A 15,551-nucleotide genomic window follows, 5' to 3' on the forward strand; every position below is an offset into this window, starting at 1 on the left:
TGAATCCCTGCTTAGCATTTCTTGCGCTAAACCAGGCAGCGCCGGAACCAGTTCAGTGTTCTTTCCCAGGCAAGCTTGGCGGCGGCCTCGTCGTATCTCGGTGTCGAGTCATTATGGAAACCGTGGTTGGCACCGGGGTAGATGTAGGCTTCATAAGTCTTGCCTGCCGCTTTTAAGGCCTGCTCGTAAGCGGGCCATCCTTCGTTGATGCGCGTGTCCAGTTCACCGTAATGAAGCATCAACGGTGCCTTGATTCGGGGAACATCCTTGGCCTCTGCCTGGCGACCATAAAAGGACACGGCAGCGCCCAGCTCCGGATAGGCCACCGCCGCGGCATTGACCACACCACCACCGTAGCAGAAACCCGTGATGCCGACTTTTCCATTGCTCGCATTGTGTTTCATCAGCCACTCGATGGCGGCGAAAAAATCATTCATGAGCTTTTCAGGGTCAACGGTCGCCTGCAGCTCCCGACCTTTGTCATCGTTGCCGGGATAGCCGCCCACCGAGGTCAGTCCATCGGGCGCAAGCGCAATGAAGCCGGCCTTGGCCAGCCGCCGTGCGACATCCTCGATGTACGGGTTGAGTCCGCGATTTTCATGCACGACCACCACAGCCGCTACCTTGCCGGTGGCTTTGGCCGGACGCACCAGATAACCGCGAACCGTCCCGTGGCCTTTGGGGGAGGGGTAGGTGATGTATTCGGCGATGATGTCCGGGTCGGTGAACTCAACCTGCTCGGCGAGTGCGTAATTCGGACTCAGGGCAGCGAGTAACGCGCTGGCCGTCAAACCGCCCAAAGTGAACAACGCCGCACGGTCGAGGAATTCGCGCCGGTTGATCCTGCCGTGGGCGTAGTAGTCGTAGAGCTCGAGCAGTTCCGGGGCGAAGTCTTTTGCAGTGAGACGGTGCATCGGTGCGCTTCCTCTTTGACGTAATGGACTCCTGTCAGTTAAGCGCATGAACAGGGTTTTTGTAGACTCGCGACTCAGCTGTTCAGAAAGCGTCAATTTCCGACATAAATTCCCGCGATACATATGTACCGCACCCCGCCATTCCCCCATCGACAAGCTGTGCCCTACAGACAAGGAGAGACTGTATGGCACAACGATTCAACGATGGTACGTCAGGAGACGTCGTCATCAGGTCCGGGCCGCCTGCTTCGGGCGGCGGTGGTGGCTGGGGCGGTGGTGGAGGTTCTGGAGGCAACCGCGTAGGAGCCTCAGGCGTAACCAGTGGTCCCAGCAAAAGCACGAAAGAAGCCCGACGGCTTGCCAAGGAAGAGTACCACCGGAACAAGGCAGCGCAGGAAGCACAGGCAGTGGCGGCCGCTGCTCAAGCCCGAGAGCAGGCTCGCATCTATGCGCGCAATCAACTACTCGCACAATTCACCCAGCTTCAAAACATAACCAGAGCTGAAATAGACCAACGTTTTACCGCCCGAGCCGAGCAACTCACTTCGTCACTTGATAACGAAATCTCGGCGGCAAAACGGCACCATGCCGGCGACTCGAGTGAGCGCTGGCAGCTTTATCTCATCACCAAAGACAAGAACGAAATCGATGGGTTGATCGCCCGAAAAACCGCGGAGCTCAACGAAAAAAATGCGCTTGCCCGGTCATTCGACGGGCACGATCCGCTCACGCGAACCGCCGACGACTACCTAGCCCGACTCGGGCAGTTCGGTGATGCGCTGACGGGTGGTCATCAGCTCTGGGAGAGCGCCTACAACGCGGCTCATGAAGCCCGATTGCTGCCAGCGCAGATCGACGCGCTCAACGATAAATCCAATGCGTTGGCCACTCGTCATGCCGAGCAGACCATCATCTGGCGAGAGCGGGAGGCACTCTGGGAGCGTCATCGGCAGCACGCCGAGCAGCGTGATGCACGCATTCGGTTCAAGCAACAGGTTGATGAGGATGCTCGACTCGAACAGGCCAGGCAGGCCAACACCTTCCAATTACCTGCCACATCGTCAGCGCTGTCTGCCGGGGTATTGCCCAGCCACGGCGGGGAATGGGTTGATGCCGACAAACTGGTCATTGCCGTTTCGCGAGCAATCACCGAACTGGGCTCCGTCGCCGCGACGCTCACGGTAGGGCAAGCCGCAATTTTCGTGGTGGGGATGGCCTATCCCAGCGCACTGGGCAACGGCGAGCTGACCTCCGAGCAACGACAACGATTGTCCGAGGCCGTCGCCGTTCCGGCTCAAGCCCTGGAACTTCATGACCCTCAAGAGATGCGGACTGCTGCTGACGCAGGCGGTTCGGTGGAGGTGGAATACCGGCTCAAACCTGTAGCCACACCGGAAGGAACCGCGATCGTTGTCGGCGCGACGGGGGGCGAAATCGATTCTCGCGTCCCGGTCGTGAATGCTGTGCTCGACCCGCGAACAGGCATCTACACCGCCGAGGTTCCTGGATCACCGGCCAGGTATGTGCAGTTCACTCCTGACCCCGCGCCTCACGCGACCTTGGCCAGCGAGACTCGTCTGACTGTCACGGAACCGCAGATTCAGGACATCCCGGCGGGTGTTGATTGGCGCATTCAGGATTGCATTGTCTGCGTGCCTGGTCTGCCGCCGACCTACCTGTCCTTCAACGTTCCGGCCATGGGTTCCGGCGTTGTCACTGGAACCGGTCAACCGCCGACGGCTGATTGGTGGAAGGGCGTCAGCCAGACGGCCGGCGCAGCGATCCCGAGTCAGATTGGCGATCAGTTCCGGGGCAAGGAATTCAAGTCATTCGAGGCGTTCGACGAAGCCCTGTGGCGAACGCTCGGTGAACACTCGGCGTTGACCCGTCCACTCGATGAGGTGAACAAAAAACGAGTCGAACAAGGCTTCGCCCCGTACGCGCCGAAAAGCACATGGGTGGGTACGAACCGAGAATTCGAACTGCGGTATCAGGAGCGGCCGGAGTTCTGGGCCGACCCGTTCAACCTCGACAAAATCAGCATCAAGACACCACAAAGTGCCGAAGGGTGGTTGGGCATCGTACCGGCGGTTGTGCCCTGGCCGATTCCGCCGGTTGGCACCTGGACACCGTTGGTGCCGCCGGGTAGTGAACAACTGGGTTCGACGACATCACCAACCCCGTCCATTCCGCCCGCGGTTTATCCCGGCAACCCGGTCATCCCGGTCCTACCGCAAAACGAGACGTTTCCGGCGGTTGATGAAGGGGAGATTGGTGCGAGTATTCCCGGGTTTCCGGGGGATATGGAACTGCCTTCGCCGGGACTGGTTTTTGTTGGTCCGCCGGTTGAGCCGCTGGAAGTAGGGCCATATAACGAACTCAGTGGTCGGAGCAGGGGAGATGGGTTGGATATTGACCATATTCCATCCCGGAGGGCGTTGGAGGCGTACATCGTTGATTCCTGGCCGGACATCGGTCCTGAGGAATTGGCCGACTTTTTAAGAAAAGCACCGAGTATCGCAATCCCCACAGCAGTGCATCGAAAATATAGTGAAACTTACGGAGGACGTAACAACGCACGGAAACAGGCTGCCGATGCGTTCGACTTGCGAATGGCTGTGGATACGAATTTTGATGCGTTAAAGCCAGGTTTGATTGAGTCTGGCTTTTCGGAATCGGAGATTGAGCTGGGACGAGATTTGCTACATAAACTTAGCAACGATCAAGGATGGTACTGATGACCAATACAAATATCGAAGCGTGGATCGATAACCTAGGCCAAAGTTATAACGACTTGATCGCACTCGGCATCGTTCCCGATCAACCGCTAAAGGAGCTGTATCCAGGCCGTGATAAGTTGCATCTGAATCCCGAGGTCGGCATCGCACTGTCCTTCTGGGCTGAGAGTAAACAGCTTGAAACTGTCTTTGTAACACTCATCAAAACGACCCCCTCGACCGTCGAGTACAAGGGTGAGCTCCCAACGCCATATAAGCTGGCATTGACCCAGTCCGATGTCCACGCACTCTTCGGCGAACCAATGGAGTCAAGAGGCCCCATCAAAATGCCTCAACCGATGGGTCAGACCGGCGGATGGGAAGCCTATCCCCTTGATCCGGCGGTTCATCCCGGCAAAAAAGTTGTATTTCAATACACCGCTGCGATGGAAGTGAAAACATTGGTCTTCACTTTGATTGACAAAGGACACGAGTAAATTCCAACAGGCACTTGCTTATAAGGAGAGCAGGTGCCTTCGCATTCCGCGACTCGATAGAAACAAGGAAGAATTCAAGATGGAACTTAAAACCACACTCAAGGATTACACCGCTCTGGAATTCCAGGCATTGGTCAACCAAATCTGGGCCGTTGACCTACCGAAATCGGACCATGACCGACTGATCAACCATTTCGACCGGATCGTCGGTCATCCCCAAGGTGCAGATCTGCTGTTCTACCCGATGGACAAGTCGAATACCAACACCCCGGAAGCCGTTGTCCACCACGTCAGGACATGGCATCACCAGCAAGGAATACCGGCATTCAAAGACGAGGATGTTCCTGTTGCCAAACCACTTGTTGCGCCGCTAACCCCTTTGGCCAGAAGCCTGGCCGAAGTCGAAAAAATCGCGGCGGATGTGGCCGTTTCAGGTCAGGTCGTTGAAGAGGATTTCGACCATTTCGAGCTACAGATCAGGAACTTCCAACGTCAAAAGAACACCCGTCTGGACATCTCCCCTCAGGAAACCGGCATACGCGCGCTGGAACATGCCCAGCATGAAGCACTGATAGCCGTCAGAAAGTTTCAGTCCTGGAAAATGAGAGTGGAATTCGTCCAAAGCGGCGCTCAGCGCAACCTCACCTATGCACGATCCGAGCAAGCGCAATGGCAGAGTATCGTGCAGCAGATCAACGCCACCCATGATCGCTACCTCTTACGGCTGGAAAGCCTTTCTCAACGACATCGCGCTCTGCATGATGAAGCGGAAGCGTTGCTGATAGTGGCGCATCAGCGCTTGATTGATTCGCGCAGCACAATACAAACGGTGCACACCATCAGCGCTTCCCTCGATTCTGCCCATAAACGTCCTGATCTTTTACTGACTGGCGGTTCGCCGGTGCTGCTGGCGTCTCAGCAGGCGGATCTGCTTAAAGCGATACGTTCGACGGTTGCCGGGTTTTCCTGGCAAAACGCATCAGGCGGACCAGACACTGAAAACCAGCGTGCTGCCGTATTGAGCTTCGCCTTTTCCAGTCGGGCAGACGCTCAAATATTCGGTGTCAGCGTCCCTTTGTCCGAGCTTTTGCCCATCGAAGGCCAGGATTGGCAACACTTGGCTGCGAACCAGGCTGAGGTCGAAGTGCCTTTTCGCATGAGTACGGCGGCAGTCCCCGCCAGACCTGGAAAAATGTTCCAGGGGTTGCGTGAGATCAAAACGTTGTCGCAGGTTTACCTCAACGCATGCAGAGGCTGTCATTCGATCTCTGGCGTGAGGGTCAGAGCGGCGACGCAGGATCAGCATTGGAACCGGTTCAGTTTTACTCCTGAAGTTGCTGGAGTCACTGTCCACTGGGCTAGACCGATTTTCGTTGAAACCGCTCCGGCGGCTACACCGACCCATCAGCGTCGTGTGGGATTTGTGGAGTCCGCGCGAGTGCCGACGATTGAAGCCAAAGCCGAACGGGCGCATGACCGGTTTGACGACTACATCCTGGTATTCCCGGTCTCGTCCGGGCTTGACCCGCTCTACATCGTTTTCAACCGACCTGCGAAGTAGACGTTTACCGTGCACGCATGACGCCGAGTGTGGGATCGACCCTCAATGCAAACACTGCGCCCCAACCCTCGCCACTTGCGCATCGTGCTCGGCCTTGACGCCAGACACCCCGACTGCGCCGACCACCTGATCGCCCACGATAATCGGCACGCCACCTTCAAGGGACGTCAGCAGCGGCGCCGACAAAAATGCAAAGCGACCACCGTTGACCATCTCTTCATAACCTTTGGACTCCCGCCGCCCCAGCGCCGAGGTTCGAGCCTTTTCAGTGGCGATGTAAGCGCTGATGGGCGCGCAACCGTCGAGGCGTTCGAGGGCGAGGGGATGGCCGCCGTCGTCGACAACCACGATGGTCACGGCCCATTGGTTGTTCTGCGCCTCGGTGCGTGCGGCCGCGAGGATCTGGCTGACTTCGGCCTGGCTCAGGATGGCTTTGCTCTTCATGGGGTTTCTCCGGGGATCGTTGAGGGCAGCGCGGCTTCGACCAGTTCTATCCAGTGCCGGACCGGGGTTCGGCCCGCACCGTCGAGGTGCGACTGACAGCCGATATTGGCCGTGACAATGACGTCGGGATGGCCGCTTTCCAGTGCGTTCAGTTTGTTGTCGCGCAGTTGTCGGGACAGTTCGGGTTGGGTGATCGAATAGGTGCCCGCCGAACCGCAACACAAATGGCTGTCGGGTACGGCCGTCAGGTTGAAACCGAGGCGACTCAGCATCGCTTCCACCGCGCCGCCGAGTTTTTGCGCGTGCTGCAAGGTGCAGGGGCAATGAAAGGCCAGGCGCTGGTCGCTGTGGACGCCGAGTGTTTCCAGGGGTTCGTCGCCCAGCACTTCCACCAGGTCCCTGGCGAGCGCGCTGACCCTTTTCGCCTTCTCGGCGTAGGCCGGATCGCGCTCCAGCAGATGGCCATAGTCCTTGATGAAAGCGCCACAGCCACTGGCGGTTTGCACGATGGCTTCGGCGCCGTTCTCGATACTCGGCCACCAGGCATCGATGTTGCGCCGTGCGCGGTCGAGTCCGGCAGCTTGCGCGTCGAGGTGATAATCCACGGCACCGCAGCAGCCCGCCTCACCGGACGAGGTGACACTGATGCCCAGTCGATCCAGGACCCGCGCAGCTGCCGCGTTGGTGTTCGGCGACAGGCTCGGTTGTACGCAGCCTTCGAGCATCAGCACCTGGCGCGCGTGGCGCGTGGCAGGGCGAGGCCTGGAGGGATAAACACGGCGAGGCAACTTGGCCTGCAACGTGTTGGGCAGTAGCACCCGGAAAAACTGACCGCTGCTGACCAGCGCCTTGAACAGTCCCGGGTTGGGCACAACACTGCGCAAACCTTCACGCAACAGGCGTTGGTCGATGGCGCGAGGCACCGCCGCATCGACCACTGCGCGGCCAATGTCGAGCAAGTTGTGATAATCGACACCGGAGGGGCAGGTGGTTTCGCAATTGCGGCAAGACAGGCAGCGGTCCAGGTGCTGCTGGGTTTTCTGCGTGACTTCGTTGCCTTCCAGCACTTGTTTGATCAGGTAGATACGGCCCCGTGGCCCATCGAGTTCATCACCCAGTAATTGATAAGTCGGGCACGTGGCGTTGCAGAACCCGCAGTGCACACAGGTGCGCAGGATGCTTTCGGCTTCTTCGGCACGGGGCAGGTGCCGGGCGGTGTCGCTCAGGGTCGTCTGCATGGTTCAAAGCTCCGCGTACAGGCGTGCGGGGTTGAAGATGCCCCGTGGATCGAGTTGTTGTTTCAGGCTGCGGTGATAGCGCAACAACGCGGCAGGCAACGGCTGGAACGGGCTGTCGATCAGGCCATGGCTGTAGCAGGTGACGTGGCCGCCGACCTCTTCGACGACCTTGCGAATGAACGCCGCTTCAGCGTCGGACTTGAGCCAGCGCTGGGCGCCGCCCCAGTCGATCAATTGCCGGCCGGGCAGGGACAACCGAGCCGTGTTGTGCGGCACGGACAAGCGCCAGAGCGGCTGATCCTCGTCGAAGAAACTCAGGCGGTGTTCGTTGAGATCCGTCCAGTAAGCACTGTCCAGCAGCTCGCCGCCCAACCGGTCATGGGCCGCCGCCACCGAGCCTTCGCCACCCTCCAGTCGCAGGTGCAGGCGCGTTCCGTCGTGGCACGCGGCGCTGATCGGCAGCGGTTGCTGACCCCATTCCGCGAGTCGCAGCAAGGCGCGATCGCTGTCCATTTCCAGGCTGATGCTCAGGCACTGGCGTGGTTTGGGCAGCACCTTGAGCGAGACTTCCGTGATCACGCCAAGGCAACCGAAGCTGCCAGCCATCAGGCGCGACAGGTCGTAGCCGGCGACGTTCTTCATCACTTCGCCGCCGAAGCGCAAGTGTTTGCCATGCCCGGTGATGACCCGCGTGCCGAGGACGAAGTCGCGCACCGAACCTGACCATGGCCGTCGCGGTCCCGACAGCCCGCAGGCGATCATCCCGCCCACCGTGGCGTCGTCACCAAAGGAGGGCGGTTCGCAGGGCAGCATTTGCTGCGCGTCGTGCAGCACTTCGGTCAATTCCGACAATGGCGTACCGCACCGGGCGGTGATCACCAGTTCGGTCGGGTCGTAGCTGACGATGCCGCGGTGCGCGCGGGTGTCGAGGACTTCACCCGCAACGATACGGCCCAGAAACGCCTTGCTGTTGGAACCCTGAATCCGCAGCGGCGTGGCGTTTTCCAGGGCCTGGTTGACCTGCTCCAGCAGCACGGCGCTGTCATCGATATCCCGTTCACTGCGCATCAGAAACGCTCCAGCTCAGGGAAGGGCAGCTGCCCCATGTGCACGTGCATGGCGCCAAACTCGGCGCAGCGGTGCAGGGTCGGAATGTTCTTGCCCGGATTGAGCAAGCCACTCGGATCGAACGCGGCCTTGACGGCATGGAATACGGTCAGTTCATCGCTGTTGAACTGCGCGCACATCTGATTGATTTTCTCGCGGCCCACGCCGTGTTCACCGGTAATGCTGCCGCCGACTTTCACGCACAATTCGAGGATCTTGCCGCCCAGGGCTTCGGCGCGGTCGAGCTCGCCCGGTTGATTGGCGTCGAACAGAATCAGCGGGTGCATGTTGCCGTCACCGGCATGGAAAACGTTGGCGACGCGCAAGTCATACTCGGCGGATAGCGCCGCAATCGCACGCAGCACACCGGGCAACTCGCGGCGCGGGATCGTGCCGTCCATGCAGTAGTAATCCGGCGAAAGGCGACCCACGGCCGGGAAGGCATTCTTGCGCCCGGCCCAGAAACGCACGCGCTCGGCTTCATCCCTGGCCTGACGCACTTCGGTGGCGCCCGCGTTTTCCAACACCTGGCGCACGCGGTCGCAGTCGTCGTGGACATCGGCTTCGACCCCGTCGAGTTCGCACAGCAGAATCGCTTCGGCGTCCACTGGGTAACCGGCGTGGATAAAGTCTTCGGCGGCGCGAATCGCCAGGTTGTCCATCATTTCCAGGCCACCGGGAATGATGCCGGCGGCGATGATGTCACCGACCGCGCGACCGGCTTTTTCGACGGAATCGAACGCCGCCAGCAGCACCTTCGCAGTCTGCGGTTTGGGCAGCAGTTTGACCGTGACTTCGGTGATCACCCCGAGCATGCCTTCGGAACCGGTGAACAGCGCCAGCAGGTCGAAGCCGGGCGAGTCGAGGGCATCGGAGCCCAACGTCAGGTGTTCGCCGTCGACGGTAAGGATGTCGACCTTGAGCAGGTTGTGCACGGTCAGACCGTATTTCAGGCAATGCACGCCGCCGGCGTTTTCAGCGACATTGCCGCCGATCGAACAGGCGATTTGCGAAGACGGGTCGGGCGCGTAGTACAGGCCGAACGGTGCCGCTGCCTGGGAAATCGCCAGGTTGCGTACACCCGGCTGGACCCGTGCGGTGCGGGCGGCGGGGTCGATGTGCAAAATGTTGTTGAAACGCGCCATCACCAGCAGCACGCCTTTTTCCAGCGGCAATGCGCCGCCGGACAAACCGGTGCCGGCGCCGCGGGCGACCACCGGGACCTGCAGCTCATGACAGAGCCGAAGCACGCCTTGCACCTCGTCGAGGTGGCGTGGCAACACCACCAGCAGGGGCGTGGTGCGATAAGCCGAGAGGCCGTCGCATTCGTACGGTTTCAACTCTTCCTGTTGATGCAGCACTTCCAGCTTCGGCAAGCGGGTTTGCAGAGCTCGCAGCAAGGCGGCCTTGTCGACGTCCGGTAGCACACCATCAACGCGTTCATCGTAGAGAATGTTCATAGTCGTTTTACGATACTCCGTTCGTGCATTGCCGGGGCAGCGGTCTGTTTGTTTGAGCGTTTGGGTGAATATCCGTTTCTGCGGTAACGGCTGCTTATGGTTCTGCTCTTACGGCGGGTTAATTGGAAAAGCGCCAAGTAACCCGCCGTAAGGGCGGAACCAATAGCCGCCGTTACCAAAAAAACGGATATGCCCCCAAGCGCCTGCACCCAAAACCCAGGCAAACCGCATCCGCTTAATGCCCACCCACAACCATCTGCGTAAACGGCGACACATAAGCCTGCAACGTCACCAACCCACCCACCAGAATCGCCAGAATGATGGAATGGAAGAACACATAACGCAGAATCTCCCCTTCATGGCCGTACCAACGCGTGGCGGTCGAGGCCACCACGATCGACTGCGCATCAACCATCTTGCCCATGACCCCACCGGAACTGTTGGCCGCCGCCATCAACACCGGACTAAGACCCAGTTGCTCGGCAGTCACTTTCTGCAAGCCGCCAAACAGCACGTTGGACGCCGTGTCCGAACCCGTCAGCGCCACGCCAAGCCAGCCGAGCAGGGTGCCGAACATCGGGTAGAAGATGCCTGTCGCCGCGAACGCCAGGCCCATGGTGGCGTCCAGCCCCGAATAACGGGTGAGGAAGCCGAGGGCGAGCATCGCCACGATGGTAATCAGCGAATAACGCACGACCCAGATGGTTCGCAGGTACTGCTTGATCAGTTGCGGGATGGAATAGCCCATCAGCAGCCCGCCCAGGATCGCCGCCAGCAAGATGCCGCTGCCGGTGCTGGTCAACCAGGTGAATTTGTAGACCGCGTCTTCGGTTTTAGGCGCAGGCACCACCGGCGGGACTTTTTCGATTTGCTGGTGGATCGTGCCGAAGGTGATGACCGGAGCAAAGATCGGGTTCGCTTCGCGCAGCGGTTTGCCTTGAGGGTCGAGCTTGGCGGAGTGTGTGACCGGATCGATCGCCGGACGGGTATCGAACATGTTTTTGAAGCCCTGGGTGCCCCAGGCGAAAACGAACACCGTGAGGATGATCCACGGCATCCACGCGCGCATGACAGCAGGCTTGGCGTCGCTGGCAAAGGTCGTACTGGCAACGGGTTTTTCGTCATGCTCGTCGGCGATTTTGGAATTATCGACACGCCCGGACAGCGCAGCGGAGGTGTGCACCGTCGCGGGTTTCCACACCCGGAGAAAACCGGTCAGGCAGGCCATGGAAATCAGCGCGGCAATCACGTCCACCAGCATTGGCCCGTGGTAGTTGGACACCAGGAATTGCGGCACGGCGAAACTGACGCCGGCCACCAGGATGGCCGGCCAGATTTCCAGCATCTTGCGCCAGCCGGCGAAGGCCCAGATCAACCAGAACGGCACGATCACCGAGAAAAACGGCAATTGCCGCCCGACCATCATCGACAGCTCCATTTCATCCAGCCCGGTGACCTTGGCCAGCGTAATGATCGGCGTACCCAGCGCGCCAAAGGCCACGGGCGCGGTGTTGGCGATCAATGCCAGGCCGGACGCGGCCAGCGGCGAGAAGCCCAGACCGATCAGAATCGCCCCGGTCACCGCCACCGGTGTACCGAAACCGGCAGCGCCTTCGAAAAAGGCGCCGAAGCAGAAGGCAATCAGCAACAACTGCAGGCGTCGATCATCGGTGATGCGCGCCAGCGAGTCTTGCAGCACTTTGAACGAGCCGTTCTCGGTGGTCAGTCGGTGCAGGAAGATGATGTTGAGCACAATCCAGCCAATCGGCAGCAAACCGTTGGCGGCGCCATACAGGGCGGCCGAGCCTGCCATGTTCGCCGGCATGCCGAAGGCGAAGATCGCGATGACCAGGGCGGAGGCGAGGGCGAGCAATGCCGCCAAATGTGCTTTGATGTGGAAGAACGCCAGGGCCGCCAGCATCACCACGACCGGCACTGCTGCCATGATGGTTGAAATGACCGGGTTGCCGAACGGATCGTAGATTTGCTGCCAGACCATGTTCCACCTCTGCTTTTTATTGTTGGGAGTGCAGACCCCGAGGGGGCGGTGGCTTGTAGTATAGGTGGCATTGCGCCGCTGTCTTGCACCCTTGTACACCAGGCCTTTCAGCGGTTTTTTGAACTAAAAATAGGGACTGCGGTACGCGTTGACCGACTTAACTACCCGGAGGAACGCAACAATGACTGAACGCCATTTGCGCCACACGGAAACGCTGTCGAACGGATGCAGCATCGAGGTCAAGGCCGAGATCCTGCGGGACGGTTCGTTGGGAATGTTCATAGGTGTCTACCGACCTGATGGCTCGGCCATTGAGGAGAACGACCATCCCGCGCTGCATTTTCTCGACATGGAGGCCGCGATGGAATGGGGGATCGAGAAAGCCAAGGACATCGGCAACGGGCAGAGGACGTTGTAGGGCCTGGCGTTGGATCAGCGGTAAGGCCATCGCGGGCAAGCCCGCTTCCACAGGGGCATGCGGTCAAATGTGGAAGCCGGCTTGCTCGCGAAGCTTTTAGTGCTTGAACATCACATGCCGCACAACGGTGTAGTCCTCCAGCCCGTACATCGACATGTCCTTCCCGTAGCCGGACAATTTCTGACCGCCGTGGGGCATTTCGCTGACCAGCATGAAGTGCGTGTTCACCCAGGTGCAGCCGTACTGCAAGCGCGCCGACAGGCGATGCGCGCGACCGACGTCGGCGGTCCACACCGACGACGCCAGGCCGTAGTCCGAATCGTTGGCCCAGCCCAGCACCTGCGCTTCATCGGCGAACTTGGTCACCGACACCACCGGCCCGAACACCTCGCGACGGACGATTTCGTCGTCCTGCAGCGCGTCGGCCAGCACCGTCGGTTCAAAGAAGAAACCATTGCCTTCAACCGCCTTGCCGCCGGTGATCAAACGGATGTGCGATTGCGCCATGGCGCGTTCGACAAAACCGGCCACCCGGTCGCGGTGCTGCGCGGTGATCAGCGGCCCCAGTTCGGTCGACGGGTCATCCTGCAGGCCGTACTTGATGCTGCTGACCGCCGCGCCGAGCTTCTCGACGAATCTGTCGTAGATGCCTTCCTGCGCATAGATACGGCAGGCCGCGGTGCAGTCCTGGCCAGCGTTGTAGAAACCGAAGGTGCGAATGCCTTCCACGGCGGCGTCGATGTCGGCGTCGTCGAAGATGATCACCGGGGCCTTACCGCCCAGTTCCATGTGCATGCGCTTGACGCTGTCGGCAGTGCTGGAAATGATGTTCGAACCGGTAGCGATGGAGCCCGTCAGCGACACCATGCGCACTTTCGGGTGAGTGACCAATGGGCTGCCGACGGAAGGACCACGGCCGAACACCAGGTTGAGTACGCCGGCCGGGAAGATTTCCGACGCCAGTTGCGCCAGGCGCAGCGCGGTCAGCGGGGTTTGCTCCGACGGCTTGAGCACCACGGTATTACCGGCGGCGAGGGCCGGGGCGATTTTCCAGGCGACCATCATCAGCGGGTAGTTCCACGGCGCGATGGAGGCGATCACGCCCACCGGATCGCGGCGGATCATCGAGGTGTGGCCGGCCAGGTATTCACCGCCGGCCGAGCCGCTCATGCAACGGCTGGCGCCGGCGAAGAACCGGAACACGTCGGCAATCGCCGGAATCTCGTCGTTCAACGCGGCGCTGTAGGGTTTGCCGCAGTTGTCGGATTCGAGTTTGGCCAGCTCTTCGCCGTGGGCTTCGATGGCGTCGGCGAGTTTGAGCAGCAGCAGCGAGCGCTCCTTGGGCGGAGTCTGCGACCAGCTGTCGAACGCGGCATCGGCAGCGCGCACGGCGGCATCGACCTGGGCTTCGCTGGCTTCGTTGATTTCCACCAGCACGCGACCGAGGACCGGGTTGAACACCGGTTGGGCGGGGCCTTCGCCGTCGAGCAGTTGGCCGTTGATCAAGAGTTGGGTTTGCATGGCGTTGTCCTCTTCGAATCTATTGTTTTTCTGTCGGAACCGAATCCGTTCGGGAGCGGGCAAGCCCGTTCCCACAGGATCCGGTTCCTTTCGGGGCAGTCGTTGTCAGATCGTCGATCGATTGATCGAAGCACCGGACAGGTCAGCATCCTTAACCTGCGGTTTCGAGAACTTCCACGCATCCCCCGCGGGCGCCGTGCCTTTGTCGTACGGCTTGCCCAGCAGCATGTAAACCAGCCCAGCGCCCATCACCACCAGCGTGGTCAGGATCATCGAAAAGTTGATGTACCACGGCGCATCCGGCGAGCGCGGCCAGACCATGTTGACAATGGCGCAGACGCCATAAATCAACGCAGCGAGGTTCACCCACAAGCCCCATGCACCCAGCGTGAACTGCCCGTTCGGGCGCCAGCCCTTGGCGCGGGCGATCAACGCGGCGACGACGATCAGCTGGAACGCCACGTAGATACCAATCGCCGCGAATCCGACGATGGTCGCCACGGCATCAGCCATGAACATGCCCAGGCAGACAATCGCCGCGGGCACCAGGCCGCTGATCAGCAACGCGAACGACGGCACATGGTTGCCCGAGAGGCGTTTGAGCAGCGAGCTACCGATGATCATTTCGTCACGGGCATAGGCGAACAGCAGACGACTGGCCGCCGCTTGCAGGCTCAGCACGCAAGAGATGAACGACACCATCACCACCGCCATCACCAGTCGCGAACCTACCGGACCGAAAGCATTGGCGAGGATGGTGGCCACCGGGTCGGTGTCTTCACCGGCCAGGACCTTGGCCATGTCCGGCACCGAGAGAATCAGCGCCAGGCAGGCGAACATCGCCGCCGCGCCACCGATGTAAATGGTCATGCGCATCGCCTTCGGAATGCGCTTGCCCGGGTTCGGGGTTTCTTCGGCGACATCGCCGCAGGCCTCGAAGCCGTAGTACTGGAACAGACCCGCCAACGAGGCCGCGAGGAACGCCGGCAAGTACGAGCCGTTGACCTCAAGGTTGAAGGTGTCGAACAGCACGCTGAATGGCTGATGACGCTCGAAGATCAGCAGGTAGCCGCCGACCAGAATCGCCCCGACCAGCTCGCAGAGAAAGCCGAACATCGCCACCCGCGCCAGCAGTTTGGTGCCCACCAGGTTGAGGGCGGTCGAGAGCAGGATGATCGTCAGGGCAATGTAGATGTTGGCTTCGGGACCGGGATTGAAACCCAACATGATCGCCAGGTACGGCCCGGCGCCCACGGCGACGCCAGCGATGGTGGCGCACAACGCCCAGGCATACACCCAGCCGACCATCCACGCCCAGCGCTTGCCCACCAGGCGACGGGCCCACGGATAGACACCCCCGGAAATCGGGAACTGCGAGACGATTTCACCGAAGATCAGGCACACCAGCAATTGCCCGGCGCCGATCAGCAGGTAGGACCAGAACATCGGCGGGCCGCCGGCGGCCAGGCACAAACCGAACAGGGTGTAGACGCCGACGACCGGCGACAGGTAGGTAAAGCCCAGGGAGAAGTTCTCCCACAGGCTCATGCTGCGGTTGAAGTCCGAACTGTAGCCGAGGGCGCGGAGTTGTTCCGCGTCCTGATCGGCGCTGACGCTTGCACGCGTGTTGGATGAGCCACTCATTTTATTTCCTCATTATCAATGGCAGGTGTTT

The 15,551-nt window shown here is 60.4% G+C and carries 12 protein-coding genes; 4 read left to right on the forward strand and 8 right to left on the reverse strand.

Annotated features, from left to right (window positions below):
• Nucleotides 1-26 precede the first annotated feature (26 nt).
• Nucleotides 27-914, reverse strand: coding sequence for a YghX family hydrolase (gene yghX / locus ACM6I5_RS19420; protein WP_017339327.1), 888 nt, complete (start codon nt 912-914; stop codon nt 27-29).
• Nucleotides 915-1,099: 185 nt separating this feature from the next.
• Here yghX and ACM6I5_RS19425 point away from each other — a divergent pair, with 185 nt between their 5' ends.
• From ACM6I5_RS19425 to ACM6I5_RS19435, 3 genes are all read left to right on the forward strand, one after another.
• Nucleotides 1,100-3,652, forward strand: a complete 2,553-nt coding sequence (locus ACM6I5_RS19425; protein ID WP_414884440.1) for an S-type pyocin domain-containing protein — start codon at nt 1,100-1,102, stop codon at nt 3,650-3,652.
• The gene (locus tag ACM6I5_RS19430) at nt 3,652-4,128 is read left to right on the forward strand and encodes a DUF6392 family protein (RefSeq protein ID WP_017339325.1); all 477 of its coding nucleotides are present in this window, start codon (nt 3,652-3,654) and stop codon (nt 4,126-4,128) included. The genes ACM6I5_RS19425 and ACM6I5_RS19430 overlap by 1 nt, the downstream gene beginning before the upstream one ends.
• Nucleotides 4,129-4,207: 79 nt before the next feature.
• A complete protein-coding gene (locus ACM6I5_RS19435) occupies nt 4,208-5,689 on the forward strand; it encodes a bacteriocin immunity protein (RefSeq protein ID WP_414884441.1) in 1,482 nt (493 codons plus the stop codon).
• Nucleotides 5,690-5,731: 42 nt separating this feature from the next.
• Here ACM6I5_RS19435 and ACM6I5_RS19440 read toward each other — a convergent pair whose 3' ends face one another.
• The 5 genes from ACM6I5_RS19440 to ACM6I5_RS19460 form a co-directional block, all read right to left on the reverse strand.
• Nucleotides 5,732-6,133: a heme-binding protein gene (locus ACM6I5_RS19440; RefSeq protein ID WP_017339323.1), complete on the reverse strand. Its 402-nt coding sequence runs from the start codon at nt 6,131-6,133 to the stop codon at nt 5,732-5,734.
• Nucleotides 6,130-7,371 carry a glycolate oxidase subunit GlcF gene (glcF, locus tag ACM6I5_RS19445; protein ID WP_017339322.1) on the reverse strand — a complete coding sequence of 414 codons (1,242 nt, stop codon included), beginning with the start codon at nt 7,369-7,371 and terminating at the stop codon, nt 6,130-6,132. Before glcF ends, ACM6I5_RS19440 begins: the two co-directional genes overlap by 4 nt.
• 3 nt (nt 7,372-7,374) lie before the next feature.
• Nucleotides 7,375-8,439, reverse strand: coding sequence for a glycolate oxidase subunit GlcE (gene glcE / locus ACM6I5_RS19450; RefSeq protein WP_414884442.1), 1,065 nt, complete (start codon nt 8,437-8,439; stop codon nt 7,375-7,377).
• The gene (gene glcD, locus ACM6I5_RS19455) at nt 8,439-9,938 is read right to left on the reverse strand and encodes a glycolate oxidase subunit GlcD (protein ID WP_017339320.1); all 1,500 of its coding nucleotides are present in this window, start codon (nt 9,936-9,938) and stop codon (nt 8,439-8,441) included. Before glcD ends, glcE begins: the two co-directional genes overlap by 1 nt.
• Before the next feature lie 235 nt (nt 9,939-10,173).
• The gene (locus tag ACM6I5_RS19460; RefSeq protein ID WP_414884443.1) at nt 10,174-11,937 is read right to left on the reverse strand and encodes an L-lactate permease; all 1,764 of its coding nucleotides are present in this window, start codon (nt 11,935-11,937) and stop codon (nt 10,174-10,176) included.
• A gap of 181 nt (nt 11,938-12,118) precedes the next feature.
• On the opposite strand from ACM6I5_RS19460, the gene ACM6I5_RS19465 reads away from it, so the two are divergent.
• On the forward strand, nt 12,119-12,355 hold the full coding sequence (locus ACM6I5_RS19465; RefSeq protein ID WP_414879041.1) for a hypothetical protein: 237 nt from the start codon (nt 12,119-12,121) through the stop codon (nt 12,353-12,355).
• A gap of 96 nt (nt 12,356-12,451) precedes the next feature.
• On the opposite strand, the gene ACM6I5_RS19470 is transcribed toward ACM6I5_RS19465, so the two are convergent.
• Together ACM6I5_RS19470 and ACM6I5_RS19475 are read right to left on the reverse strand one after the other, a co-directional pair.
• Nucleotides 12,452-13,876, reverse strand: a complete 1,425-nt coding sequence (locus tag ACM6I5_RS19470) for a gamma-aminobutyraldehyde dehydrogenase (RefSeq protein ID WP_414884444.1) — start codon at nt 13,874-13,876, stop codon at nt 12,452-12,454.
• Between the two features lie 105 nt (nt 13,877-13,981).
• A complete protein-coding gene (locus ACM6I5_RS19475; protein ID WP_414884445.1) occupies nt 13,982-15,520 on the reverse strand; it encodes an APC family permease in 1,539 nt (512 codons plus the stop codon).
• Nucleotides 15,521-15,551 lie beyond the last annotated feature (31 nt).

The organism is Pseudomonas sp. IT-P171 (assembly GCF_949767765.1).
Classification (GTDB): domain Bacteria; phylum Pseudomonadota; class Gammaproteobacteria; order Pseudomonadales; family Pseudomonadaceae; genus Aquipseudomonas; species Aquipseudomonas fluorescens_B.

Excerpts from the sequence above, each read along its gene's own strand:
- yghX (WP_017339327.1), bottom strand. The coding sequence starts at position 914 with ATGCACCGTCTCACTGCAAAAGACTTCGCCCCGGAACTGCTCGAGCTC.
- ACM6I5_RS19425 (WP_414884440.1), top strand. The coding sequence starts at position 1,100 with ATGGCACAACGATTCAACGATGGTACGTCAGGAGACGTCGTCATCAGG.
- ACM6I5_RS19430 (WP_017339325.1), top strand. The coding sequence starts at position 3,652 with ATGACCAATACAAATATCGAAGCGTGGATCGATAACCTAGGCCAAAGT.
- ACM6I5_RS19435 (WP_414884441.1), top strand. The coding sequence starts at position 4,208 with ATGGAACTTAAAACCACACTCAAGGATTACACCGCTCTGGAATTCCAG.
- ACM6I5_RS19440 (WP_017339323.1), bottom strand. The coding sequence starts at position 6,133 with ATGAAGAGCAAAGCCATCCTGAGCCAGGCCGAAGTCAGCCAGATCCTC.
- glcF (WP_017339322.1), bottom strand. The coding sequence starts at position 7,371 with ATGCAGACGACCCTGAGCGACACCGCCCGGCACCTGCCCCGTGCCGAA.
- glcE (WP_414884442.1), bottom strand. The coding sequence starts at position 8,439 with ATGCGCAGTGAACGGGATATCGATGACAGCGCCGTGCTGCTGGAGCAG.
- glcD (WP_017339320.1), bottom strand. The coding sequence starts at position 9,938 with ATGAACATTCTCTACGATGAACGCGTTGATGGTGTGCTACCGGACGTC.
- ACM6I5_RS19460 (WP_414884443.1), bottom strand. The coding sequence starts at position 11,937 with ATGGTCTGGCAGCAAATCTACGATCCGTTCGGCAACCCGGTCATTTCA.
- ACM6I5_RS19465 (WP_414879041.1), top strand. The coding sequence starts at position 12,119 with ATGACTGAACGCCATTTGCGCCACACGGAAACGCTGTCGAACGGATGC.
- ACM6I5_RS19470 (WP_414884444.1), bottom strand. The coding sequence starts at position 13,876 with ATGCAAACCCAACTCTTGATCAACGGCCAACTGCTCGACGGCGAAGGC.
- ACM6I5_RS19475 (WP_414884445.1), bottom strand. The coding sequence starts at position 15,520 with ATGAGTGGCTCATCCAACACGCGTGCAAGCGTCAGCGCCGATCAGGAC.